The following is a 19,505-nucleotide window of genomic DNA, read 5'->3' on the forward strand; positions in this document are numbered from 1 at the left end:
GACAAGGCGAGCCTCGTTTTCGCCCTGCCCGGCCCCACAAGCAAGGACAAGCATGGCCCGCTACTGGCCCGAACCACCCGCCTCGCACGATACCCCCGCCCGTACCGGCATCCTGCTCGTCAATCTCGGCACCCCCGATGCGCCCACGGCCGGCGCACTGCGCCCCTATCTGAAGGAATTCCTGTCCGATCCGCGCGTGGTCGAGATTCCCCGCGCCGCCTGGTGGCCCATTCTCAACGGCATCATCCTGAACATCCGCCCGGCCGCATCGGCAAAGAAATACGCCAGCATCTGGAGCGCAGACGGTTCGCCGCTGATGGTCCACACCGAACGCCAGGCCAGCCGGCTGCGCGACCACCTGGCCGCGGCCGGCTGCACCGAGGTCGATGTCGATTTCGCCATGCGCTACGGCAAACCCTCGATCGCCGAGCGCCTGCGCGCGATGCAGGCGCGGGGCTGCATGCGCATCCTCGTCCTGCCGCTCTACCCGCAATATTCGGCCAGCACCACGGCAACGGTAGTCGACGCCGTCGGCCGCACCCTGGCGAAGATCCGCAACCAGCCGGAAATCCGCTTCGTGCGCGACTTCCACGACTTCCCGGGCTACATCGAGGCACTCGCTGCCAACGTGCGCGAACATTGGGCCGCGCACGGCGAGCCGGATCGCCTGCTGATGAGCTTCCATGGCGTGCCCAAGCGCACGATCGAGCTTGGCGACCCTTATTACCACGAGTGCCAGACCACCGGCCGGCTGCTCGCCGAGGCGCTCGGCCTGCCGCCCGAACGGGCGATGGTCACCTTCCAGTCGCGCTTCGGCAAAGCCGAATGGCTGCAGCCCTACACCCAGCCCACGCTCGAAGCGCTCGCCGCCCAGGGGGTCGGCCGCGTCGACGTCATGTGCCCCGGCTTCATCGCCGACTGCCTGGAGACACTGGAGGAAATCGCCATGGAGTGCCGCGACGCCTTTCTCGGCCGCGGCGGCCAGCGCTTCCATTACATTCCCTGCCTCAACGAGCGACCGGAGTGGATCGAAGCCCTGGCCGGGCTCGCCGTCGATCACCTGGGCAACTGGCTCGCCGGCCCTGCGCGGCAGGAAAGCTGATCAGGGTTCGAGCAACTGCAGATCGAGCCCGCCGGTGGCGGTGAAATCGCCGCGCACCGCGGGCGGCCCGCCCGCGGACAGCAGCTTCGCAATCTGGGCGAGGCGGCGGACCATCACCGTGCCCAGCTCGCGGCGGAAGCACTCCAGCACCTCCTCGCTGGCCAGCGCCAGCGCCGAAGGGTTGATTTCGAGATAGCTCACGGGCGTCAGCGACACCGCCGACAGCATGTGGCGGTGTTCGAGCTGGTCCAGCCAGGCCTGGGCACCGAACACCTCGCCCGCCCCCAGCTCCATCACCCGCCGTCCTTCGACCGACAGCTCCACCGTACCGTCGAGGACGATGCCGAAGCGCTGGTCGTTGTCGCCCTCCTGCACCAGCGAGACGTGCTGCCCGACCTTGCGCCAGGACGAGATCCGCATCACCTCCCACAGCTCGACGTCCTCGAACTCGGTGAAGAACGCCAGCCTGCGGAGCTGCATGAAACGGCTGGTGTCCGGCGGCACGTAATTCTCGTCGAGGATCTGGTAGCGCACCGCGGCGAGATCCTTGGCGAACTCCGCACCGTTGCGATAGCGCGAATAGAGGTCCTTTTCCAGCGCCTTGCGGATCACCGCATCCATCTGCTCGGGCACGTCGGGGTTGAGTTGCGACACCTGCGGCGGATCGGCGTTGATGATCTTGTAGACGAGCTGTGCCGGATTGCTCGCGCGGAAAGGCAGCCGTCCGGTCAGCATGTGGAACAGCAGCACGCCCAGCGAATACAGGTCGGTCTTCTGGTTCAGCGGGTAGCCCTTGATCTGCTCCGGGCTCATGTAGGCCGGCGAGCCCACCCCCATGATGAAGGTCGAGTCGGTATCGACCCGCTTGCTGATGTTCATCGCCAGGCCGAAGTCGGTGATCTTCACGTTGTCCTGCTCATCGACCAGGATGTTCGCCGGCTTGATGTCGCGATGCACGATGCCCTGGCGAAACGCGTGGTCCAGCGCCATGCAGCACTTGAAGACGATGCCGATCGTGCGATGGATCGGCAGCAGCTTCTCGAAGCTGCAGTAGCGTTCGAGGGATTCGCCGGGGAAGTACTCCATCACCACGTAGGCTTCGGCGGGCTCGACCGAGGCATCGAAGATGCGAATGATGTTCGGATGGTTCAGGCGCGACGACACCGCCCGCTCGGCCTTGAGCAGCTTCAGCAGGCGGCGGTTCCATTTCGCCTCGTCCTTCGCCTTGTCGTCGAAACGTACGTGCTTCAATGCCACGGGCTGCGGATGGTCGGGGCTGTCGACGAGGTAAACGACTGCCGTCGCGCCGCGTCCGATCTCGCGCAGGATGCGATATTTGCCGATTGTCTCAGGGGTACGACTCATGTTGGGCGATGGCGAACCTGGACGGCGCGCCGCAAACCGTGACAGACGGCACGGATTGTGGCACGAACGGAAGAAGGCTGCGCAAATGGGCTGCGATCAGGCTCGATTGCGCTTGAATCGTGGCTGCGTCCAAGCGAGGATTGAGCCCATCCGCTGACTTCCAGCCCATTCATATTGGAGCGTGACACGTGAAACGACGGATCGATCTCCTGATCACTCCCCGCTGGGTCGTTCCGGTCGAGCCGGCCGGCATCACGCTGGAAAACCACGCTGTCGCGGTCGATGCGGGCTTGATCCTCGCCGTGCTTCCGCTCGACGAAGCACGCCTGCGCTACGAAGCCGGTACGACGGTCGAACTGCCGCAGCATGTGCTGATCCCCGGCCTGGTCAACCTCCACGCCCACGCCGCGATGAACCTGATGCGGGGCATTGCCGACGACCTGCCGCTGATGCGCTGGCTGCGGGAAGCGATCTGGCCGGCCGAAAGCCGCCATGTCAGCGCCGCCTTCGTCCGCGACGGCACCCTGCTGGCCGCAGCGGAAATGCTCGGCGGCGGCATCACGACCTGCAACGACATGTACTTCTATCCCGATGCCGCGGCAGAAGCGTTTGCCGCCGCCGGCATGCGCGCGGTGGTCGGCCTCACCGTGCTCGAATTTCCGACCCCCTGGGCAAGCGATGCCGACGACTACCTGCGCAAGGGCCTCGCCGTCCGCGACGCGTGGCGCGGGCATCCGGGCATCTCGTTCTCGCTCGCGCCCCACGCGCCCTATACGGTGTCCGACGCCACTTTCCAGCGCGTGCGGGCGCTGGCCGACGAACTGGATCTGCCCATTCACACCCACGTCCATGAAACCGCCAGCGAAATCCGCGACGCCATCGCCGAACACGGCACGCGCCCTCTCGCCCGCCTGGCACGGCTGGGCGTGCTGGGCGAGAACCTGATCGCGGTTCATGCCGTGCATCTGGACGACACCGACATCGAGCTGCTGGCCCATCACGGCTGCAGCGTCGCCCACTGCCCGACCTCCAACATGAAACTCGGCAGCGGCATTGCGCCGGCCACCCGCCTGCTGTCGGCCGGCATCCGCGTCGGCCTCGGCAGCGATGGTGCGGCCAGCAACAACCGTATCGACCTGTTTCAGGAAATGCGTCACGCCGCCCTGCTCGCCAAGGCGAGTACGCTCGACGCATCCGCGCTGCCCGCCCACACCGCGCTGCACATGGCCACGCTGGGTGGTGCCCGGGCGCTCGGACTCGATGGCAGCATCGGTTCGATCTCGCCGGGAAAATTCGCCGACCTGTGCGCGGTGGACCTCGGCGGCCCGTTCTCCCAGCCCTGCTTCGACCCCGTCTCCCATCTGGTTTATGTGGCCGGCCGCGAGCACGTCACGCATGTGTGGGTAAACGGCGAATCCCGCGTGGCTAAAGGTGTTCCGCTGTTGCAAATTAACGACAAAGAATTGCTCAGGATCACATCGCTATGGCACACTAGGCTCGCTAATTGAACTGGATAGAGTGTTCAAACTCGACAGGAATCAGACACGAATTCGGCTTTGCAACCGTTTTCACCTTTCGTTGCAGTGGTAATTCTGGCGACTCGCCCTTCAAAGAGGAAACCATGATCAAACAAACCAAGAAACAGATGCTCATGCTGGCCGCCATCGCGTCGATCGGCCTGTCCGCTCCCGGCGCCTTCGCGCAGGTCAAGGACGTCGTGGTCGATGGCAAGGGCGAGATTCCCTACGTCATCGATGCGCGTAACGTCGTCGCCCGCAGTGCCAATGGTCTGTGCTGGCGCACCGGCTACTGGTCGCCGGCTGCTGCCTCGACCGCCATGGCCGGCGAGTTCCCGGCTGGCTGCGAATGCGACAGCGACATCGTCGCCAAGGACAAGTGTGTCGCTCCGGTCGCCGCGGCGCCCGCCCCGGCTCCCGCTCCGAAGCCCACCGCCGAGAAGGTCAAGCTGGCTGCCGACACCCTGTTCGATTTCGACAAGGCCACGCTGAAGCCGGAAGGCCGTGCCACCCTCGACGACCTGGCTGCCCAGGCCCAGCAACTGAAGCTGGAAGTCATCCTGGCCGTCGGCCACACCGACCGTCTGGGTTCGGACGCCTACAACCAGGCTCTGTCCGAGCGCCGCGCCGCCGCCGTCAAGACCTACCTGGTGTCGAAGGGCGTCGAAGCCAACCGCATCTACACCGAAGGCAAGGGCGAATCGCAACCCGTCACCGGCAACAAGTGCGACAACATCCGCAACCGCAAGGCTCTGATCGAGTGCCTGCAGCCGGATCGCCGTGTGGACGTCGAAGTCATCGGCTCCAAGTAATCGCGGGTTTCCGCTGCGCGAAAAGCCCTGCTTCGGCAGGGCTTTTTGTTTTGTGGCGTCTGTTTCCTGTAATCTGCCGCTGGAATGTGCGGCCTTGCCGACGATACCGATCAACTCTGCAAGCTGTGACGAAAAATGATGAGTGCAATCAACGCCGACCCGAACGAAGTACAGAAATTCAGCGAACTCGCCCACCGCTGGTGGGATCCGGCCTCGGAATTCAAACCCCTGCATGAAATCAATCCGCTGCGCCTGGGCTGGATCGACGGCAAGGCCGGCCTGGCGGGCAAGACGGTGCTCGACGTGGGTTGCGGCGGCGGCATCCTGGCCGAAGGCATGGCTTCACTCGGCGCCAGGGTCACCGGTATCGATCTGTCGGAAAAGGCGCTCAGCGTCGCACGCCTGCATCTGTTCGAAAGCGGCCACGGCGTCGACTATCGCCTGATCAGTGCCGAAGCATTCGCCGAAGAGAGCCCTGGCCATTTCGACGTCGTGACCTGCATGGAGATGCTCGAGCACGTGCCGGACCCCGCCAGCACCATCGCCGCCTGCGCCCGCCTGGTCAAGCCCGGCGGCCACGTCTTCTTCTCCACGATCAACCGCAACCCGAAGGCCTACGCCCTGGCGATCGTCGGCGCCGAATACGTGCTGAACATGCTGCCGCGCGGTACACACGAGTACGAGAAATTCATCAAACCCTCGGAACTCAGCCGCTACTGCCGCAACGCCGGCCTGGACATGGAGGAATTGACCGGCATGAGCTACAACCCGCTGACCAGGGTGTACTCGCTGGGTCGCGACACCGACGTGAATTACCTGATGCATACCCGGCGCGGCTGAAGCCGTGCCGGGCCACGGGCCGCCGCGCTCAGGCGGCGGCTCGCCGGCCGCGCAGGGAGCTGAGGAAAGCCGCGCCGATCAGTACTGCGCCGACCAGGCCGGTGATCACTTCCGGGATGTGGACATGGACGCCGATGAACATCACCGCAGCCAGCGCACCGATCGCCCAGAATGCCCCATGCTCCAGGAAGCGGTAGGCATTCAAGGTTTCGCGATAGACCAGCATCAGCGTGAATGAGCGCACGAACATCGCACCCACGCCAAGACCTATCGCGATGATCGGCAGACTGGTGGTCAGCGCAAAAGCACCGATCACACCGTCGAAACTGAACGAGGCATCCAGCAGTTCCAGGTACATGAAGCCGGCGAAGCCGGTCTTCGCGGCGACCTTGCCGCCCTCCCCTTCCTCGCCACCGAGGATCGCACCCAGGCCATCGGCGACGATGTAGGTGATCAAGCCCCAGATGCCGGCGACGACGAACTCCACGCGCTTGGTATCGTTGTCCAGCCAGGCCGCGCTGCCGAGGATCGCCAGCAAGGTCAGCAGGATCTGCGCCGCCTCCAGCCGGCCCAGCTTGGTCAGCGGTGCCTCCACCACACTCAGCCAGTGCAGGTCCTTGTTGCTGTCGACGAAGAACTTCAGGAACACCATCGACAGGAAGGCACCGCCGAAGGCCGCGATCTCGTGATGCGCGGACAGCAGGATGCGCGCGTATTCGGCCTCGTCGAACAGCGCCAGCCGGATCACCTCCACAGGCCCCATGTGCGCCACGACGCCGACGATGGCGAGCGGAAACACGATGCGCATGCCGAATACCGCGATCAGGATGCCCCACAGCAGGAAGCGGCGGCGCCACTTCTCGTCCATGTGCTTGAGCACCGTGGCATTGACCACGGCATTGTCGAAGGACAGCGAAGTCTCGAGGATCGCCAGCACGATGACGATGAAGGCGCCGGACCATCCCGCCAGCAGATAGCCGCCGACGATGCCGAGAATGGTCACGATGAAGGACCATTTGAAATACCCGAGATCTTGCATGTCACGCCTGGAGAGAACGAAGACGGCCTGTAAGGACGGCCTGTAAGGACGCCGGTGAGGACGGTCAGCGAAGCCCGCCCGAGGGGGCGAATTCTAGCGAAAATCGGTGATATCTGTCTCAGGTCGTGGCCTGCACCAGAGCCTGCACGCGGACCGGATCAGTTCGCCGCTGCCTCGCGCAGCGCCTGCAGGATTCTCTGCCCGGCCCGCCCGTCCGCCTTCAAGCCGAGTTCGGCCTGCACCTGCTTCAGGGCCTCGCGCGTGCGGGCGCCGATCATGCCGTCCGGCTCGCCGATGTCGTGGCCGCGCGCGATCAGCAGTTGCTGCACTTCCCGCCGCTCGGCGCGCGACAGCCCGGCATCGTCGGTCGGCCAGGGCGTGCGGAAGGCTTCTCCGCCGCGCAGGCGGTCCGCCAGGTGGGCAATCGCCAGCGCGTAGCTTTCGGCCGCGTTGTACGAGTAGAGCGCATCGAAATTCCGCGTGACGAGGAATGCCGGCCCGCCGCTGCCGGCAGGCAGCAACAGCCCCGCGGGCGTGGAGTCGGCCGGCAAAGCGCCGCCATCGGCCAGCCTGATGCCGCGTGCGGCCCAGTCCGCCATCGGCTGCTTGTTGCGCCGCCCTGCAACCGAGGTGTCGAAACGATCCGGCAACACGATTTCGAAGCCCCAGGGCAGACCGGCACGCCAGCCTGCCCGCTTGAGGAAATTGGCCGTGGACGCCAGCGCGTCGGGCACGCTGTCGACCAGGTCGCGGCGGCCATCGCCATCGAAATCGACTGCCAGCCGCATGAAGGTCGAGGGCATGAACTGCGTATGGCCGAAGGCGCCGGCCCACGAGCCGGTCAGGCGTTCGGGCGCGACATGGCCTTCCTGGATGATCTTGAGCGTGGTGAAGAATTCGCCGCGAAAGAAGGCCTGGCGCCGGCCGAAGCAGGACAGCGTGGATAGCGAGGTCAGCAAGGGGCGGCTGCCGAAATTGCGGCCGAAATTGCTTTCCACACCCCAGACCGCGACCACGGTGGCGGGATCGACGGCATATTGCGCCTCGACGCGGGCGAGCACGTCAGCCCATTGGGCCAGCATTTCTCGCCCGTCGGCGACGCGCTCGGCATCGACCAGGCCGGCCATGTAGTCCCAGATCGGGGTCACGAATTCAGGCTGGGCGTCGAGAAAACCGACCACGGCCATGTCGGGCACCAGCGCAGCGGTATGGCGGTCGAAGGTCTCCGGCGACACGCCTGCGGACGCCGCTTCGTCGCGCAAGGTCTTCATGCAGGCGGCGAAATCCGCATCGGACGCGCCTGCGGGCAGCGCCAGGCCCGCGACGGCAAGCATCGCGAGCATCTGCCTGCATGCCCGGGAGAAACGAAGGGGTCGATGGGACGCGTATCGGGTATTCATGCCCATGATTCTACGCTGCCTCCGCCGCAGGGCATTCATTGCCTGTCGACCGGTACTGCCCTGCCCGGCGCATCCCACACCCCGCGTTCCAGCACCCGGGCGCCCTCGGCGATCAGCCAACTCTGCCCGCCGTAGTGCGGCAGCGGCCGTTGCAGCGCCGTCAGCGCGTCGGCATCACGTGCCGACACAACGGCAAGTGCAAGGCCCGGAGAGGCCTGTACGGTCCATACCGCAGCACTGTGTCGCCGCTCGGCCAAGGCCGGCCGTGGCGGCAGGCCTGCGTCAGCCAGCAGACGATCGACGGCTGCGTGCGTGCCGACCAGCAACACGGCATCACCGCCTCCACGCAGAGCCTTCGGGCCGACGGTGCGCACAGGACGTTCGAAGAAGCGCCTGGCCAGCCCCTTGCCTGCCTCCACCAACGCCGTATCGCCTTCGTCGGCGATGATCAGCCGGGGTGAATCCGCCAGCATCCACTGACGCAGAATCGGCGGCAGCTGTTCGTCGTCCGGTCGGCGCCACACCCTCAATTCCGGGTCCAGCCGCAGCGTCTGCGGCGCCTGGTCCACCATCAGCTCGAACGTCTGCCGCGGCTGCGACAAGCTCACCCAGCGCGTCTGCGCCGCCTGGCCGTTCTCCAGTTGCAGGGGGAGATGGAGCACATGTGCGGGTCCGCTCTGCTGCAGCTCGACTTTCAACAGCCCGCCTTTTCCCTCCGCTCCGGCGATGAAGCGAGCCTGTTCGATGCTCACTCGCGCGCCGCCCGCAAGCCGCAGCCACTGCTGGAAGAATGCGTCCAGATCGCGCCCCGAGGCCTGTTCGAAAGCCACCTTCAGCTCCGCCCAGCCGGCGATGCGGAAACGATTCCGCTCCCAGAAGGTACGGATGCCGTGTGCGAACGCCTCTTCGCCGATCAGGTCGCGCAACATCACGAACACCATCGCCGCCTTGCCGTAGCCCACCGCCGCCGCGGCACCGTGGGTACGCGAACGAAACTCGGCCAGCGGCTGGTGGGCATCGGCAGGCAGGGCGGCGAAATCACGCAGCCAGCCCAGGCGCATCTCACGTGCCGCTGCGGCCGATTGTTCTTCCTTGTAGGCGTAGTCGGCCATGAAGGTGGTCAGGCCTTCCGACCAGTTGCCGCTGCGGTAATCGACCAGCACACCGTTGCCCCACCAGTTGTGCAATACCTCATGGCCGAGCGAGGTGGCGCGGATGAAAGACAGGCGCAGCACCTGCTCCCCCAGGTAGGTCAGCGTCGGCATGCCGAAGCCGGTCGGCAGCGGAGAAGCGACGATCGAGAACTCGGTGAAGGGGTAAGCGCCGATGCTCCTGCCGTAGCGCTCGATATAGCGCGCACTGTCGGCCAGGTAGGCCTCGGCCAGGCCGGCTTCGGCATCGAGCGCCGCGGGAAAGTAAGTTCGCAGCCGCAAGCCTTCCCCATCGCCGCGCGCCACGATGCGTTCGCGCACGATCCACGGCCCTGCCATCAGGTCGATGCCGTCCGTCACCCGGGAGAATTCGAAGCGTGCCCGGTAATGCCCTTCTTCGCCGTCCGGCACTTGCTCTGCCAGCAGCCGCCCGGGCACGATCACCCGCTGCCCGGCCGGAACACGCACATCGATGCGATAGCCGAACACCTCGGCCGGGCGCGGATACCAGGCGCTCCCTGCCGGCAGATAGCTGCCCGCCGCCGAAGCCATCGGCGGCATGCCTTGCAGCACGTCGCGATGGTCGAGCCCGGCATCGAGCGCCGGCAGGACGCCGCCATAGCGCAGACGCAGCACGCCCCGCTCAGGCAGGCGTATGCGCCAGTTGCGTACCTCACCCCGCCTGCCAAGCGCTTCGACGCGCAAAGACTGTCCATCCACCGTAGCCGACTCGATGCTGAGGCCGGCATGCAGGGCAAAGCGGAAATCACGCTGCTGCGGCCGCAACGCTGCGTCGACCAGCAGCTCGCGGCTCACCGGGTCGAGCTGGACGTCCAGCTCGATCGGCCATTCGGCAGCGGATACCGGGCGGGCAAGGACAACGGCGGCAAGCGCGACCAGGATCGGCACACGCCAGCCCCACGGGCGCGCTGCACGAAACATCGGGATCAGCTCCCGGACGGGAAACGCACGATGAGCTCGAGCGTCTCGTCGGCGCGTATCAGCTTGATCGGCAGCCAGGTTCCGGGAGGCTGGGCCCGGACCAGGCTGGCCAGCACTGCCGAGCGCTTCAGCGGTGCGCCGGCGGCCTCGACGATCACGTCGCCGGCGCGCAGGCCGGTACGCGCCGCCAGGCTGCCTTCGCTCACCTGGGCGATCCGCACGCCTTTCTGGTGCTCCTCCAGGCTGACACCCAGCCGAGGCGGCGGTATGGGCGAGCGCGCGATCTCCTGAATCGCGAACACGGCATCGGCCAGGCCGGCAACGAGCTCGGTGCACGGCGTGGCCGCCGACATCGGCAACAGCAGACCGACCTCCGCCACGCCGAGATCCTTCAATTGATGTGCCACGCCATGGCCGAAGCGCACATGCCCGCTGCCCATGATGCCGACCATCAGCGGCGGCGGCCCGTCGATGCGCGTTGCCGCACCGCGCGCCGCAGCCAGCGCCTCGGCCATCGCGCGGTCCCAGACAAGCTGGGAGTCGATGAAATTGCGGAAGGCCTCATCTTCACGCGATGCCTTCTTGTCGTCGCCGGCACGCATTCGCGCATGCTGGAGATGCACGTCGAACAGAATGTCGACATAGGCAGCAGAAGGCGCCGCCGCACTGCCGACGCCGCCGCGCTCGGCATCCGGCACCCCGCTCCAGCCGGTTCTGGCAACCTTCCGGATCAGGCTCTGGTCGATGTTCAGGGCAAGCATCGGCACCTTGTTGAGGCGGGCGAAATGGAACAGCGGCAGATAAAGCTCGGCCGGCATGCTCCAGACTTCGGTCCATTCGACCTGCTCGAGAAACTGCTGCTCGGACAGTTCCCCCGCCACCCAGCGGTCGAGCGCCGGCTGCACGCGGCGCGGAAACATCTCGAAGCCGATCTGCATGTCCGGACGGCGCGCATGCAGGGCTGCGAGGGTCTGCAGCTGCCAGCGGTGATGATCCGCATCGTCGTGCTGCTCGCCGAGCAACACGACATCACGCCCGGCCATCGCGTCGAGCACGGCTGAGGGCTCGGCCCCCGTTCGCGGTCCATCGCTGTCGACCACGGTCCAGCGCCCCGCTTCGAGGCAGATCGTCCTGTCATCGGCGGCCAGGGTCGTGGCCGATGGCAGCAGGCACGCCAGCGCCAGCAGAACGGAGAGAGCAATGCATGAATGGCGCATGAGGCAAGCCTTTGCAAAGAGGCAATGAGTGCGTAGAGCCTGCTTCCTGCAGCGAGTTCCGGTCAAGCGGCGTGAATGCCGGGACCGAAGCGGTCGACGCAGTCGGTGATCAGACCCTGCAGGCCGAGTTGCAGCAGGCGTTGAACCTCGGCCTCGTCGTTGACGGTGTAGCTCAGCAGAGCCAGGCCTGCCGCACGAACCTGCTCCACGAACGGCGGCGTGACGTGCTCATGCCCCGCCACCAGCGCGACGCAGCCTTGCTCCTGCGCAAGCCGCAGACAGTCGGGGAAAGGCCTGCCGACCAGCAGCGCGCGCGGCAGGGAAGGCGCGCCGGCGCGAGCGCCTTGCAGCGCCTCGAGCCGGAACGAGCTGAGCAAGGGCGGAAGTCTGCCACGCCACTCGCGCTCAAAGATGCGGGCGACGACACGCCCTGTTTCGTACTCGGTGCCCGGTGCCGGCTTCAGTTCGACGTTCAAGGCGCAATCCTCGACCCGGCAGAAGCGGATCAGGGACTGCAGGCCAAGCAGCCGCTCGCCGCGGAACTGCGCCGAATGCCAGCCGCCGGCATCGAGCCGCGACAGCTCACCCCAATCGAACGCTGCCGCCGGCCCATGTCCATCCGTCGTGCGGTCGAGCGTGTCGTCATGGAGCAGAAACGGAATGCCGTCGGCACTCAGGCGGACGTCGCACTCGAACATCCGGTAGCCGTGAGCATGCCCCAGGCGAAAGGCCGCCAAAGTGTTTTCCGGCGCCAGTCGGCCCGCGCCACGATGCGCGATCCAGCGTGGATAAGGCCAATGGGCGGGGTCGATGGCGGCGGTCGGGGGCACGGTCGGCACCGAATACGGGGAATGTCGTCTCTCAGCCTTCGTCGCCCGTTTCGCTCGCCGCGGGCTTGCGGGTCCTGCGACGGGCAGCGGGTTTCCTGGCCGGCGGCGCAGCGTCGGCTTCGCTGTGCCCGTGCGCGGCGGCGGGCGTATCTGCCGGTTCCGGCAATACGGCCTGCGGCTGGACGGCCTCGGTACCGACCTTCACCTCCTCCTCGGCCGAACGCCCTTCAGCCTTGCGTCCACGCGAACCCGAACGGCCGCGGGCATTGCCCTGCTTCGCCGGGCGCCTCGCTACCGACTCATCCTCTGCGGGGGCGCCGTCGCCCTGAGCGGGTTCGGCAGGCCTGGCTGGCGCAGGTTCGGCCACCGGCAATTCAGTTGCCGCTGCGGCATCGGCCTGCACCGTATCCTCGACGGCCTTGGTCCGTCGCCCAGTCGAAGTCCGGCTCCGCCCCGTCTTGCCGGCAGTTGCGCTACGGCCGTTTTTCTCCGGCTTGTCCTTGCCTGCGACATCAGTTCCCGGCACTTCAGTCACGGCAGCGAATTCAAGCTCGGTATCCGCATCCGTCACGAGGGCCGGGCCATCGCTGGACGAAGCGGCCTCCTCTGCTGCGCCGGCCTGTGCCACAGGGCTCGACCGCTGGACATAGGCGCCCGACTTTTCGTCGCGCCCGACGACCAGCAGTCCGCGCGCCTGGGCTTCTTCGAGCAGGTTGCCGAAAGCACGGAAGCCGAAATAGCTTTCGTTGAAATCCGGCTTGCGCCGCTTGATCGCCTCTTTCAGCATCGACGCCCAGATCTTGCCGCTGTCGCCACGCTCGGCCATCAGCGCATCGAAAGTCTCCACCGCGATCTCGATCGCCTGGCCGCGACGGTTTTCCAGTTCCTCCCTGCGCCGTTTTTCCTCTTCAGGCGAGCGCTTCGCCGACGGCTGCGCATCGCGCGTGTCGCGCCGCGCCGAGCGCTGGCCGTCACGCACCAGATCGTCGTAGAAGATGAATTCGTCGCAATTGGCGATGAGCAGATCGGACGTGGACTGTTTGACGCCGACACCGATCACCTGCTTGGCGTTCTCGCGCAACTTGGACACCAGCGGAGAAAAGTCCGAATCGCCGCTGATGATGACGAAAGTGTCGACATGCGACTTGGTATAGCACAGGTCCAGTGCATCGACGACGAGGCGGATGTCGGCCGAATTCTTGCCCGACTGGCGCACATGCGGAATCTCGATCAGCTCGAAGTTGGCCTCGTGCATCGCCGACTTGAAGCTCTTGTAGCGATCCCAGTCGCAGTAGGCCTTCTTCACCACGATGCTGCCTTTCAGCAGCAGGCGTTCGAGCACGCGCTTGATGTCGAACTTCTCGTAGTTCGCGTCCCGCACGCCAAGCGCCACGTTCTCGAAATCGCAAAAAAGCGCCATGCTGATACTGTCGGCGGTGGACGCCATGATCGTTTCTCCGTGGATGTTCGGCGCGATGTTACGGCCAAGCGCCGGGCTGCGCCAGCCATTGCAAGCCGAGGGAGCATGCCTTTGACACGTCCGGAATCGTGTCTATCATGACGCTTCACTCAACAACCGTGAGAGATTCGTCATGTCCTTCTCCCGCCTCATCGTCGCATGCGCAATCGCCAGCGCCGCCACTGCCGCCACCGCGGCCGAGCAGGCCTCCGCCAGCATCATCAATCGTCAGGGGCAGACCGTGGGCACCGCAACGCTGATCGAAGGGCCGCACGGCGTGCTGATCCACCTCACCGCCCAAGGCCTGCCTCCCGGGCCGAAAGGCATCCACATCCACAGCGTCGGCACCTGCGACGACCCCGATCAGGGCTTCGTCGCCTCCAAGGCCCACCTGAACCCGGACGGCAAGAAGCACGGCCTGATGAATCCGGAAGGTCCCGACGCCGGCGACCTGCCCAACATCTTCGTGCATGCCGACGGCACCGTCGAAGTGGAACTCTACACCTCGCTCGCCAGCCTCGGCGGCCAGGGCGGGCGGGCGAAGATCCTCGACGACGACGGCGCGGCATTGGTCATCCACGAGAACCGTGACGACCACGCCGCCCAACCCATCGGCGGCGCCGGTGCCCGACTGTTCTGCGGCGTCATCAAGGCAGACTGATTCCGTGCGCTTTCCCGGCAGTGCCCTCGCAACGATCTTGCTGGCCGCACTGCCGGCTGCCTGCAGCTCACCCGCACAGGACCTGCAGCCGAGAGCCGACGGCGTGGGTCCGCTCACGCTCGGTGCAAATCTGGAAAAGTCCGCCGTGCAGGCGAGGCGGTTCGATCCGGGCGCGCTCCCCGTCGCCCCCGGCTGCGATGGCCGCGACGAGTTCGCCATGCGCATCCGTCCGCTGGACGCCACGGTCATGGCCATGGCCGATGCCGAAGGCCAGATCGAGGAAATCGTCGTTCAGCCCGGCTCGGGGCCCGGGCTGCGCACCGCCGACGGCGACGCCTGCTTTCGCCAGGCAGAGGCATTCGCCAGCAAGTTCAGCAACGAGCTTGGGCACCATGCCACAGGCAATCAGGCCCAGAAGGCAACCACGATCGAGCACACACTGAGCTTTGCAGGCGGCCAGCGCGTGCAGGCTAGATGGTTCCGCGGCGGCGGAAACTGCGACTTCGCGCTGTACATCACCGCGGCGCGGGCTGATCACACCAGGGCCACCGAATACGTTTCCTCGCTGCAAAAACAAGACAGGCCGATCAGCTTGCGCTGTCGGCCTGTCTCTAGATTTGGTTGCGGGGGCAGGATTTGAACCTGCGACCTTCGGGTTATGAGCCCGACGAGCTGCCAGACTGCTCCACCCCGCGTCGGAGAAACAGCACTATAAACGGTCGATGCGAAGAATGCAAGTTTTTCTTGTCGCAGGAGCTCATCCTGGCGCAATTCATCTGCGGTTTCCGAATTAGCCCGATGTTAGCCCGCGACGAGGTGAGTGATGGAAAGGCGATCCAGCGCAAGGCGGCGAAGAAGAGCCAGTCCCAGGCCTGCCAGGCCGTGGCCATCGTGTCCTCGGTCTTCTCCTTCATGATCGGCCAGGAGCGGTTCGGCGGTACCAACACGGCCAGCCGCGTGCAGAAGAGTCCGCCGCCATCCCGTGGCGCTGCCGACGAAGAAGCGAAGTGCCTGAGTTCTCCACCATTGCAATGCGAAACGCTACGCTATACATTAATCCATGATTAAGAGCTTCGAGCACAAAGGGCTTCAGGCCTTTTTTGAAACGGGCAGCAAGGCCGGCATTCAGCCACATCACGCACCGAAGCTGGCACGCCAGTTGGCGCGGCTGAACGCAGCCAAGGCCCCCGAGGACACGAACCTACCGGGGTGGCGCCTGCATCCACTCGTTGGAAGCTTGGCGGGCCACTACTCGGTTTCCGTGAATGGCAATTGGCGTCTGACGTTCCGCTTTGACGGCGTCGATGCGGTCCCGGTGGATTACCAGGACTACCACTGAGGACACATCATCATGATGACGATGTTCAAGCCGCCGCACCCTGGCGAGACGCTCCGGGAGGATGTTCTGCCGGCCCTGGGCCTGACCGTGACCGAAGCCGCCGCGCAGCTTGGCGTGACGCGGGCGGCGCTGTCCCGTGTGCTGAACGGCCGCGCTGCCATCTCGCCCGAAATGGCCCTACGCATCGAGGGCTGGCTGGGCGTGGAAAACGGCGGCAGCGCCGATGCCTGGATCTCACAGCAGGCCGCCTACGACCTATGGAAAGCCCGCGCCGCCGGCGCCCCCGTGGTGCAACGCGCACCCGAGGCACTGCGCGCCTGACTGCATTGTTGAACTCTCGCTGCGAGTCGACCAATGGATATGCGCAACACGTTGTCGTCCGCGAGCTCTCGATGCATATCAAGGATCTGGCGAAGGCCGTGATGGAGGCCCCCGACGATGAAGTGGTGAGCACTGCAGAGATTGCCAGAACGGTCGGGTGCGATCTTGAGGAAGCGTCCGCCTGACACTGAGCAACAGGCCGGCACCACCAGCACCGAACCCGCCCTTTCTTTGGTCGACCTCAGAGCCTGAGAAGAGCCCTCGAGATCCGCCAGCTGTTATCCCGCCTGAAATTAAAAAGGGCCTGCATCGCTGCAAGCCCTTGATTTCACTGGTGCCGGCAATAGGAATCGAACCCACGACCTTCTGATTACAAATCTGCAGGTCAGCGGATTTTTCGGCATTGATCCAGATGCACAAAAACGTCAAAACACACTGATATTCAAGAAGTTTTCTCATAAAACGATTGACCTGCGTTGATGCACATTGCTAGGATTTGGCTACACCGTGGCTACACGGAAGCGGGTTTCTGGCTACACAGTGGCTACACCATCGCCCCATGTAGCCAGCCCGACAGGAGCCGACACCATGCAACGCGAACGACTGACGCCCGAGCGCATCCGCCGCTTCACCTGCCCCGAAGGCATGAAGCAGGTCTTCCTGTGGGATACCGTCGCTCCGCGCCTGTCCGTGCGTGCGACAGCGGGCGCGAAGGCCTTCGTCTTCGAGGGCAAGCTGAACCGCCGCACGATCCGAATCACTATCGGCGACGTGCGTACCTGGGTGCTCGAGGACGCCCGGACGGAAGCGCGCCGCCTGCAAACCCTGGTCGACCAGGGCACCGACCCACGGCAAGAGAAGGCCGACCGCATCGCCGCTGCCGAGGCCCGGCGTGAAGAGCAGCAGCGGGCCAGCGCCCCGGCACTGGAAGCCTGGGCCGCATACCTGGAAGCGCGCCAGCCGAAGTGGGGGCGCGCAACTACACCGACCATCAGCGGATGTCCGACCCCGGCGGCAAGCCGAAGGCCCGAGGCCGCAAGCGTGGCGAAGGGGATACGACCCTGCCCGGCATCCTGCGCCCCTTGCTGGCGCTGCCCTTGAGCCGTATCGATGTCGCTGCCGTGCATGCCTGGCTGGCGAAAGAAAGCGCCGGTCGCCCTGCTCTTGCCGCCCTGGCCTTCCGCATGCTGCGTGCCTTCCTCAACTGGTGCGCCGACCGCCCCGAGTATCAGAGCCTGATCCACACCGACGCCTGCGCCAGTCGCCGGGTCCGCGATGAACTGCCCCGCCCTGCCGTGAAGGATGATTGCCTGCAACGCGAACAGTTGCCGCTATGGTTCGGTCAGGTTCGTGCGCTGCAGAATCCAGTGCAGAGCGCCTACCTTCAAGCCCTGTTGCTGACCGGCGCCCGCCGTGAAGAGCTGGCCGGCCTGCGCTGGGAGGATGTCGACTTCCAGTGGAAAAGCCTCACCATCCGCGACAAGGTGGAAGGAGAGCGCACCATCCCGCTGACGCCGTATGTGTCCCTGCTGCTGGCCGCGCTGCCGCGCCGGAATCAGTGGGTGTTCAGCAGCCCCACCGCCGCATCCGGCCGGCTGCAGGAACCCCGCATCGCCCACAACAAGGCACTGACCGCCGCCGGCCTGCCCGCCCTGACCCTGCACGGCCTGCGCCGCTCGTTCGGCACGCTGTGCGAGTGGGTGGAATGCCCGGCCGGTATCAGTGCCCAGATCATGGGCCACAAGCCCAGCGCCCTGGCGGAAAAGCACTACCGCCGCCGGCCGCTCGACCTGCTGCGCCAGTGGCACACCAAGATTGAGGGATGGATCCTCGAACAGGCCGGCATCGAACAGCCGAAGCAGGAAGAGGCCGCGCCCGCGCTTCGTGTCGTGGGAAGCTGATTTGTAAATCGTCGATATACAGAATATGATTATCTCGTTCCGCCACAAAGGGCTTGAGGCCTTCTTCCGCACTGGTTCGCAGGCGGGGATTCAACCCATCCACGCCAAGCGCCTGCGGGAAATGCTGACCGCCCTGAATGCCGCGGCCAGCCCGGCCGACCTGGCCCGCCCATCCTGGCGCCTGCACGGCCTGTCGGGCGACCGCGCCGGCTTCCTGTCCCTGACGGTGCAAGCGAACTGGCGGCTCACATTCCGCTTTGAAGGGGCGGATGTGGAATTGCTGGATTACCTGGACTACCACTGAGGAACGAGACAATGGATATGCACAACCCTGCCCCGCCTGGCGAACTGCTGGCCGGCTGGCTCGAAGACCTGGGCCTGAGTGTGACGGCCTTCGCCGAACACATCGGCCTGAGCCGCGTCATGCTGTCCCGAATCCTGCACGGGCATGCGGCCATCACGGCCGACACCGATCTGCGCCTGTCCGAAGCCCTGGGCACGTCGCCGGGCTACTGGCTGCGGCTGCAGACGCAGTGCGACATGTGGGAAGCCAGCCAGCGCGCCAAGGAACGGCCGCCGGTGGCCCGCATTGCGGCCTGACCAGTGCGTGCCATGATGACCATGCACAACCCGCCTCACCCCGGCGAAACGCTTCGGGCGGATGCCTGGATTGCCCAGCAGGCCGCCTATGACCGTTGGTACGGAGTGCTGCGTAATGCCTGAAATCTCGCGTTTTTTCGGCATCGTCATCTACATGAACTGGCGCGACCATCCGCCCGCCCATTTCCATGCCGTCTATGGCGAGCACGAAGCCCTGCTGACCTTCGACGGCAAGGTATATGCCGGCTCGCTACCCGGCCGTGCGCTGTCGATGGTACGCGAATGGCTCGCGCTGCACCGGGAGGAACTGGAAGCAGATTGGGCTCTGGCCGTGCAACGCAAGCCGCTGAACTCGATTGAACCTTTGGAGTGATGACCATGATCCTGCACACGACCGAAGTACGCCCGCTGCCGGGCTACCGCCTGTTCCTGCGATTCAACAACGGCGCTGCAGGTGAAGTTGATCTGTCCGCCGAACTGGAAGGCGAAGTGTTCGAGGCACTGCGCGATCCGGTTCTATTCGCTACAGCAGAGCAGCATCCCATCATGCGCACGGCCGCATGGGCGAACGGTGCCGACCTGGCGCCCGAGTTTCTGTTCGAGCTGATGAAGGCACAACGCGGCGAGCGTGCGGCATGAAGAATCGTGCCTCCGAAAGCATCAAACGCGGATTGCAGGAAGCCATTGCGCATGCAGGAGGTTCGCCCATGAGCGAAAAATATGCCCCTGTCGCCTTCAATCCGCGCGCCTTTGCAGAGGAAGCCTGCAAGCATGATCCGGTATTCCGTGAAGCCTATGAAGGCATGGCCGGTGAAGTCGCCGCCCTGAAAGCCCGCATTCTGGCGAACCCCGAGGCCCGTGCCGAACATGAAGCGCAGGCGCCCGAATTCGACCAGGTACGCGAACGGATCGGCTCCGACACGCCGCCCCCTGACTGAGCAACACCGCCGCCGACCGGGTGCCGGTCTGGCTCCGTCACGCTGCCCCTGCTCCGACGGGAGGAAAAGCC

General features: G+C 65.4%; 23 protein-coding genes and 1 tRNA gene. 16 read left to right on the forward strand and 8 right to left on the reverse strand.

Annotated elements, in window-relative coordinates:
* The first annotated feature begins 52 nt into the window (after positions 1 to 52).
* Positions 53 to 1,102, forward strand: coding sequence for a ferrochelatase (gene hemH / locus AAFL97_RS13875; RefSeq protein WP_341645402.1), 1,050 nt, complete (start codon positions 53 to 55; stop codon positions 1,100 to 1,102).
* On the opposite strand, the gene AAFL97_RS13880 is transcribed toward hemH, so the two are convergent.
* Positions 1,103 to 2,467: a protein kinase domain-containing protein gene (locus tag AAFL97_RS13880; RefSeq protein ID WP_341645403.1), complete on the reverse strand. Its 1,365-nt coding sequence runs from the start codon at positions 2,465 to 2,467 to the stop codon at positions 1,103 to 1,105.
* 188 nt (positions 2,468 to 2,655) lie between these two features.
* Between AAFL97_RS13880 and AAFL97_RS13885 the strand changes: the two genes are divergently transcribed.
* The 3 genes from AAFL97_RS13885 to ubiG all read left to right on the forward strand — a co-directional run bounded on the left by AAFL97_RS13885 (position 2,656) and on the right by ubiG (position 5,636).
* Positions 2,656 to 3,975, forward strand: coding sequence for a TRZ/ATZ family hydrolase (locus AAFL97_RS13885; protein ID WP_341645404.1), 1,320 nt, complete (start codon positions 2,656 to 2,658; stop codon positions 3,973 to 3,975).
* A gap of 113 nt (positions 3,976 to 4,088) precedes the next feature.
* Entirely contained in the window at positions 4,089 to 4,796 is a 708-nt protein-coding gene (locus tag AAFL97_RS13890) for an OmpA family protein (protein ID WP_263459873.1), read from the forward strand.
* Positions 4,797 to 4,934: 138 nt separating this feature from the next.
* The gene (gene ubiG, locus AAFL97_RS13895) at positions 4,935 to 5,636 is read left to right on the forward strand and encodes a bifunctional 2-polyprenyl-6-hydroxyphenol methylase/3-demethylubiquinol 3-O-methyltransferase UbiG (protein ID WP_341645405.1); all 702 of its coding nucleotides are present in this window, start codon (positions 4,935 to 4,937) and stop codon (positions 5,634 to 5,636) included.
* Between the two features lie 28 nt (positions 5,637 to 5,664).
* Here ubiG and AAFL97_RS13900 read toward each other — a convergent pair whose 3' ends face one another.
* The 6 genes from AAFL97_RS13900 to AAFL97_RS13925 all read right to left on the reverse strand — a co-directional run bounded on the left by AAFL97_RS13900 (position 5,665) and on the right by AAFL97_RS13925 (position 13,662).
* Positions 5,665 to 6,675, reverse strand: coding sequence for a DUF475 domain-containing protein (locus AAFL97_RS13900; RefSeq protein ID WP_341645406.1), 1,011 nt, complete (start codon positions 6,673 to 6,675; stop codon positions 5,665 to 5,667).
* Between the two features lie 158 nt (positions 6,676 to 6,833).
* On the reverse strand, positions 6,834 to 8,009 hold the full coding sequence (locus AAFL97_RS13905; RefSeq protein WP_341645407.1) for a lytic murein transglycosylase: 1,176 nt from the start codon (positions 8,007 to 8,009) through the stop codon (positions 6,834 to 6,836).
* Between the two features lie 101 nt (positions 8,010 to 8,110).
* Positions 8,111 to 10,168: a M1 family metallopeptidase gene (locus tag AAFL97_RS13910; RefSeq protein WP_341645408.1), complete on the reverse strand. Its 2,058-nt coding sequence runs from the start codon at positions 10,166 to 10,168 to the stop codon at positions 8,111 to 8,113.
* A 5-nt stretch (positions 10,169 to 10,173) separates the two neighbouring features.
* A complete protein-coding gene (locus AAFL97_RS13915; RefSeq protein WP_341645409.1) occupies positions 10,174 to 11,385 on the reverse strand; it encodes a ChaN family lipoprotein in 1,212 nt (403 codons plus the stop codon).
* Positions 11,386 to 11,447: 62 nt separating this feature from the next.
* Positions 11,448 to 12,215 carry a glycerophosphodiester phosphodiesterase gene (gene ugpQ / locus AAFL97_RS13920; RefSeq protein ID WP_341645410.1) on the reverse strand — a complete coding sequence of 256 codons (768 nt, stop codon included), beginning with the start codon at positions 12,213 to 12,215 and terminating at the stop codon, positions 11,448 to 11,450.
* A 31-nt stretch (positions 12,216 to 12,246) separates the two neighbouring features.
* Positions 12,247 to 13,662 carry an NYN domain-containing protein gene (locus AAFL97_RS13925; RefSeq protein WP_341645411.1) on the reverse strand — a complete coding sequence of 472 codons (1,416 nt, stop codon included), beginning with the start codon at positions 13,660 to 13,662 and terminating at the stop codon, positions 12,247 to 12,249.
* 145 nt (positions 13,663 to 13,807) lie between these two features.
* Here AAFL97_RS13925 and AAFL97_RS13930 point away from each other — a divergent pair, with 145 nt between their 5' ends.
* Both AAFL97_RS13930 and AAFL97_RS13935 read left to right on the forward strand, forming a co-directional pair.
* Positions 13,808 to 14,335 carry a superoxide dismutase family protein gene (locus tag AAFL97_RS13930; protein ID WP_341645412.1) on the forward strand — a complete coding sequence of 176 codons (528 nt, stop codon included), beginning with the start codon at positions 13,808 to 13,810 and terminating at the stop codon, positions 14,333 to 14,335.
* A gap of 37 nt (positions 14,336 to 14,372) precedes the next feature.
* Complete coding sequence (locus AAFL97_RS13935; RefSeq protein ID WP_341645413.1) at positions 14,373 to 14,975, forward strand: hypothetical protein; 603 nt, start codon at positions 14,373 to 14,375, stop codon at positions 14,973 to 14,975.
* Here the strand turns inward: AAFL97_RS13935 and AAFL97_RS13940 are convergent.
* Positions 14,954 to 15,030, reverse strand: a tRNA-Met gene (locus tag AAFL97_RS13940). The genes AAFL97_RS13935 and AAFL97_RS13940 overlap by 22 nt on opposite strands.
* A 49-nt stretch (positions 15,031 to 15,079) precedes the next feature.
* Here AAFL97_RS13940 and AAFL97_RS13945 point away from each other — a divergent pair.
* From AAFL97_RS13945 to AAFL97_RS13990, 10 genes are all read left to right on the forward strand, one after another.
* Positions 15,080 to 15,403, forward strand: coding sequence for a hypothetical protein (locus tag AAFL97_RS13945; protein ID WP_341645414.1), 324 nt, complete (start codon positions 15,080 to 15,082; stop codon positions 15,401 to 15,403).
* Positions 15,396 to 15,674, forward strand: a complete 279-nt coding sequence (locus AAFL97_RS13950) for a type II toxin-antitoxin system RelE/ParE family toxin (protein WP_341645415.1) — start codon at positions 15,396 to 15,398, stop codon at positions 15,672 to 15,674. Before AAFL97_RS13945 ends, AAFL97_RS13950 begins: the two co-directional genes overlap by 8 nt.
* 12 nt (positions 15,675 to 15,686) lie before the next feature.
* Complete coding sequence (locus AAFL97_RS13955; protein ID WP_341645416.1) at positions 15,687 to 15,995, forward strand: HigA family addiction module antitoxin; 309 nt, start codon at positions 15,687 to 15,689, stop codon at positions 15,993 to 15,995.
* A 588-nt stretch (positions 15,996 to 16,583) separates the two neighbouring features.
* Positions 16,584 to 17,096, forward strand: coding sequence for an Arm DNA-binding domain-containing protein (locus tag AAFL97_RS13960; RefSeq protein WP_341645417.1), 513 nt, complete (start codon positions 16,584 to 16,586; stop codon positions 17,094 to 17,096).
* Positions 16,994 to 17,896: a tyrosine-type recombinase/integrase gene (locus AAFL97_RS13965; protein WP_341645418.1), complete on the forward strand. Its 903-nt coding sequence runs from the start codon at positions 16,994 to 16,996 to the stop codon at positions 17,894 to 17,896. The genes AAFL97_RS13960 and AAFL97_RS13965 overlap by 103 nt, the downstream gene beginning before the upstream one ends.
* A 25-nt stretch (positions 17,897 to 17,921) precedes the next feature.
* On the forward strand, positions 17,922 to 18,200 hold the full coding sequence (locus AAFL97_RS13970) for a type II toxin-antitoxin system RelE/ParE family toxin (protein ID WP_341645419.1): 279 nt from the start codon (positions 17,922 to 17,924) through the stop codon (positions 18,198 to 18,200).
* A gap of 17 nt (positions 18,201 to 18,217) precedes the next feature.
* A complete protein-coding gene (locus AAFL97_RS13975; protein ID WP_341645420.1) occupies positions 18,218 to 18,496 on the forward strand; it encodes a HigA family addiction module antitoxin in 279 nt (92 codons plus the stop codon).
* Between the two features lie 115 nt (positions 18,497 to 18,611).
* Positions 18,612 to 18,869, forward strand: coding sequence for a DUF4160 domain-containing protein (locus AAFL97_RS13980; protein WP_341645421.1), 258 nt, complete (start codon positions 18,612 to 18,614; stop codon positions 18,867 to 18,869).
* Between the two features lie 5 nt (positions 18,870 to 18,874).
* Positions 18,875 to 19,135, forward strand: a complete 261-nt coding sequence (locus AAFL97_RS13985) for a DUF2442 domain-containing protein (RefSeq protein WP_341645422.1) — start codon at positions 18,875 to 18,877, stop codon at positions 19,133 to 19,135.
* Positions 19,132 to 19,434 (forward strand): hypothetical protein, encoded by a 303-nt coding sequence (locus AAFL97_RS13990; protein WP_341645423.1) that lies wholly within the window; start codon positions 19,132 to 19,134, stop codon positions 19,432 to 19,434. Before AAFL97_RS13985 ends, AAFL97_RS13990 begins: the two co-directional genes overlap by 4 nt.
* Positions 19,435 to 19,505: the final 71 nt, after the last annotated feature.

Source organism: Thauera sp. SDU_THAU2 (assembly GCF_038260575.1).
GTDB lineage: Bacteria > Pseudomonadota > Gammaproteobacteria > Burkholderiales > Rhodocyclaceae > Thauera.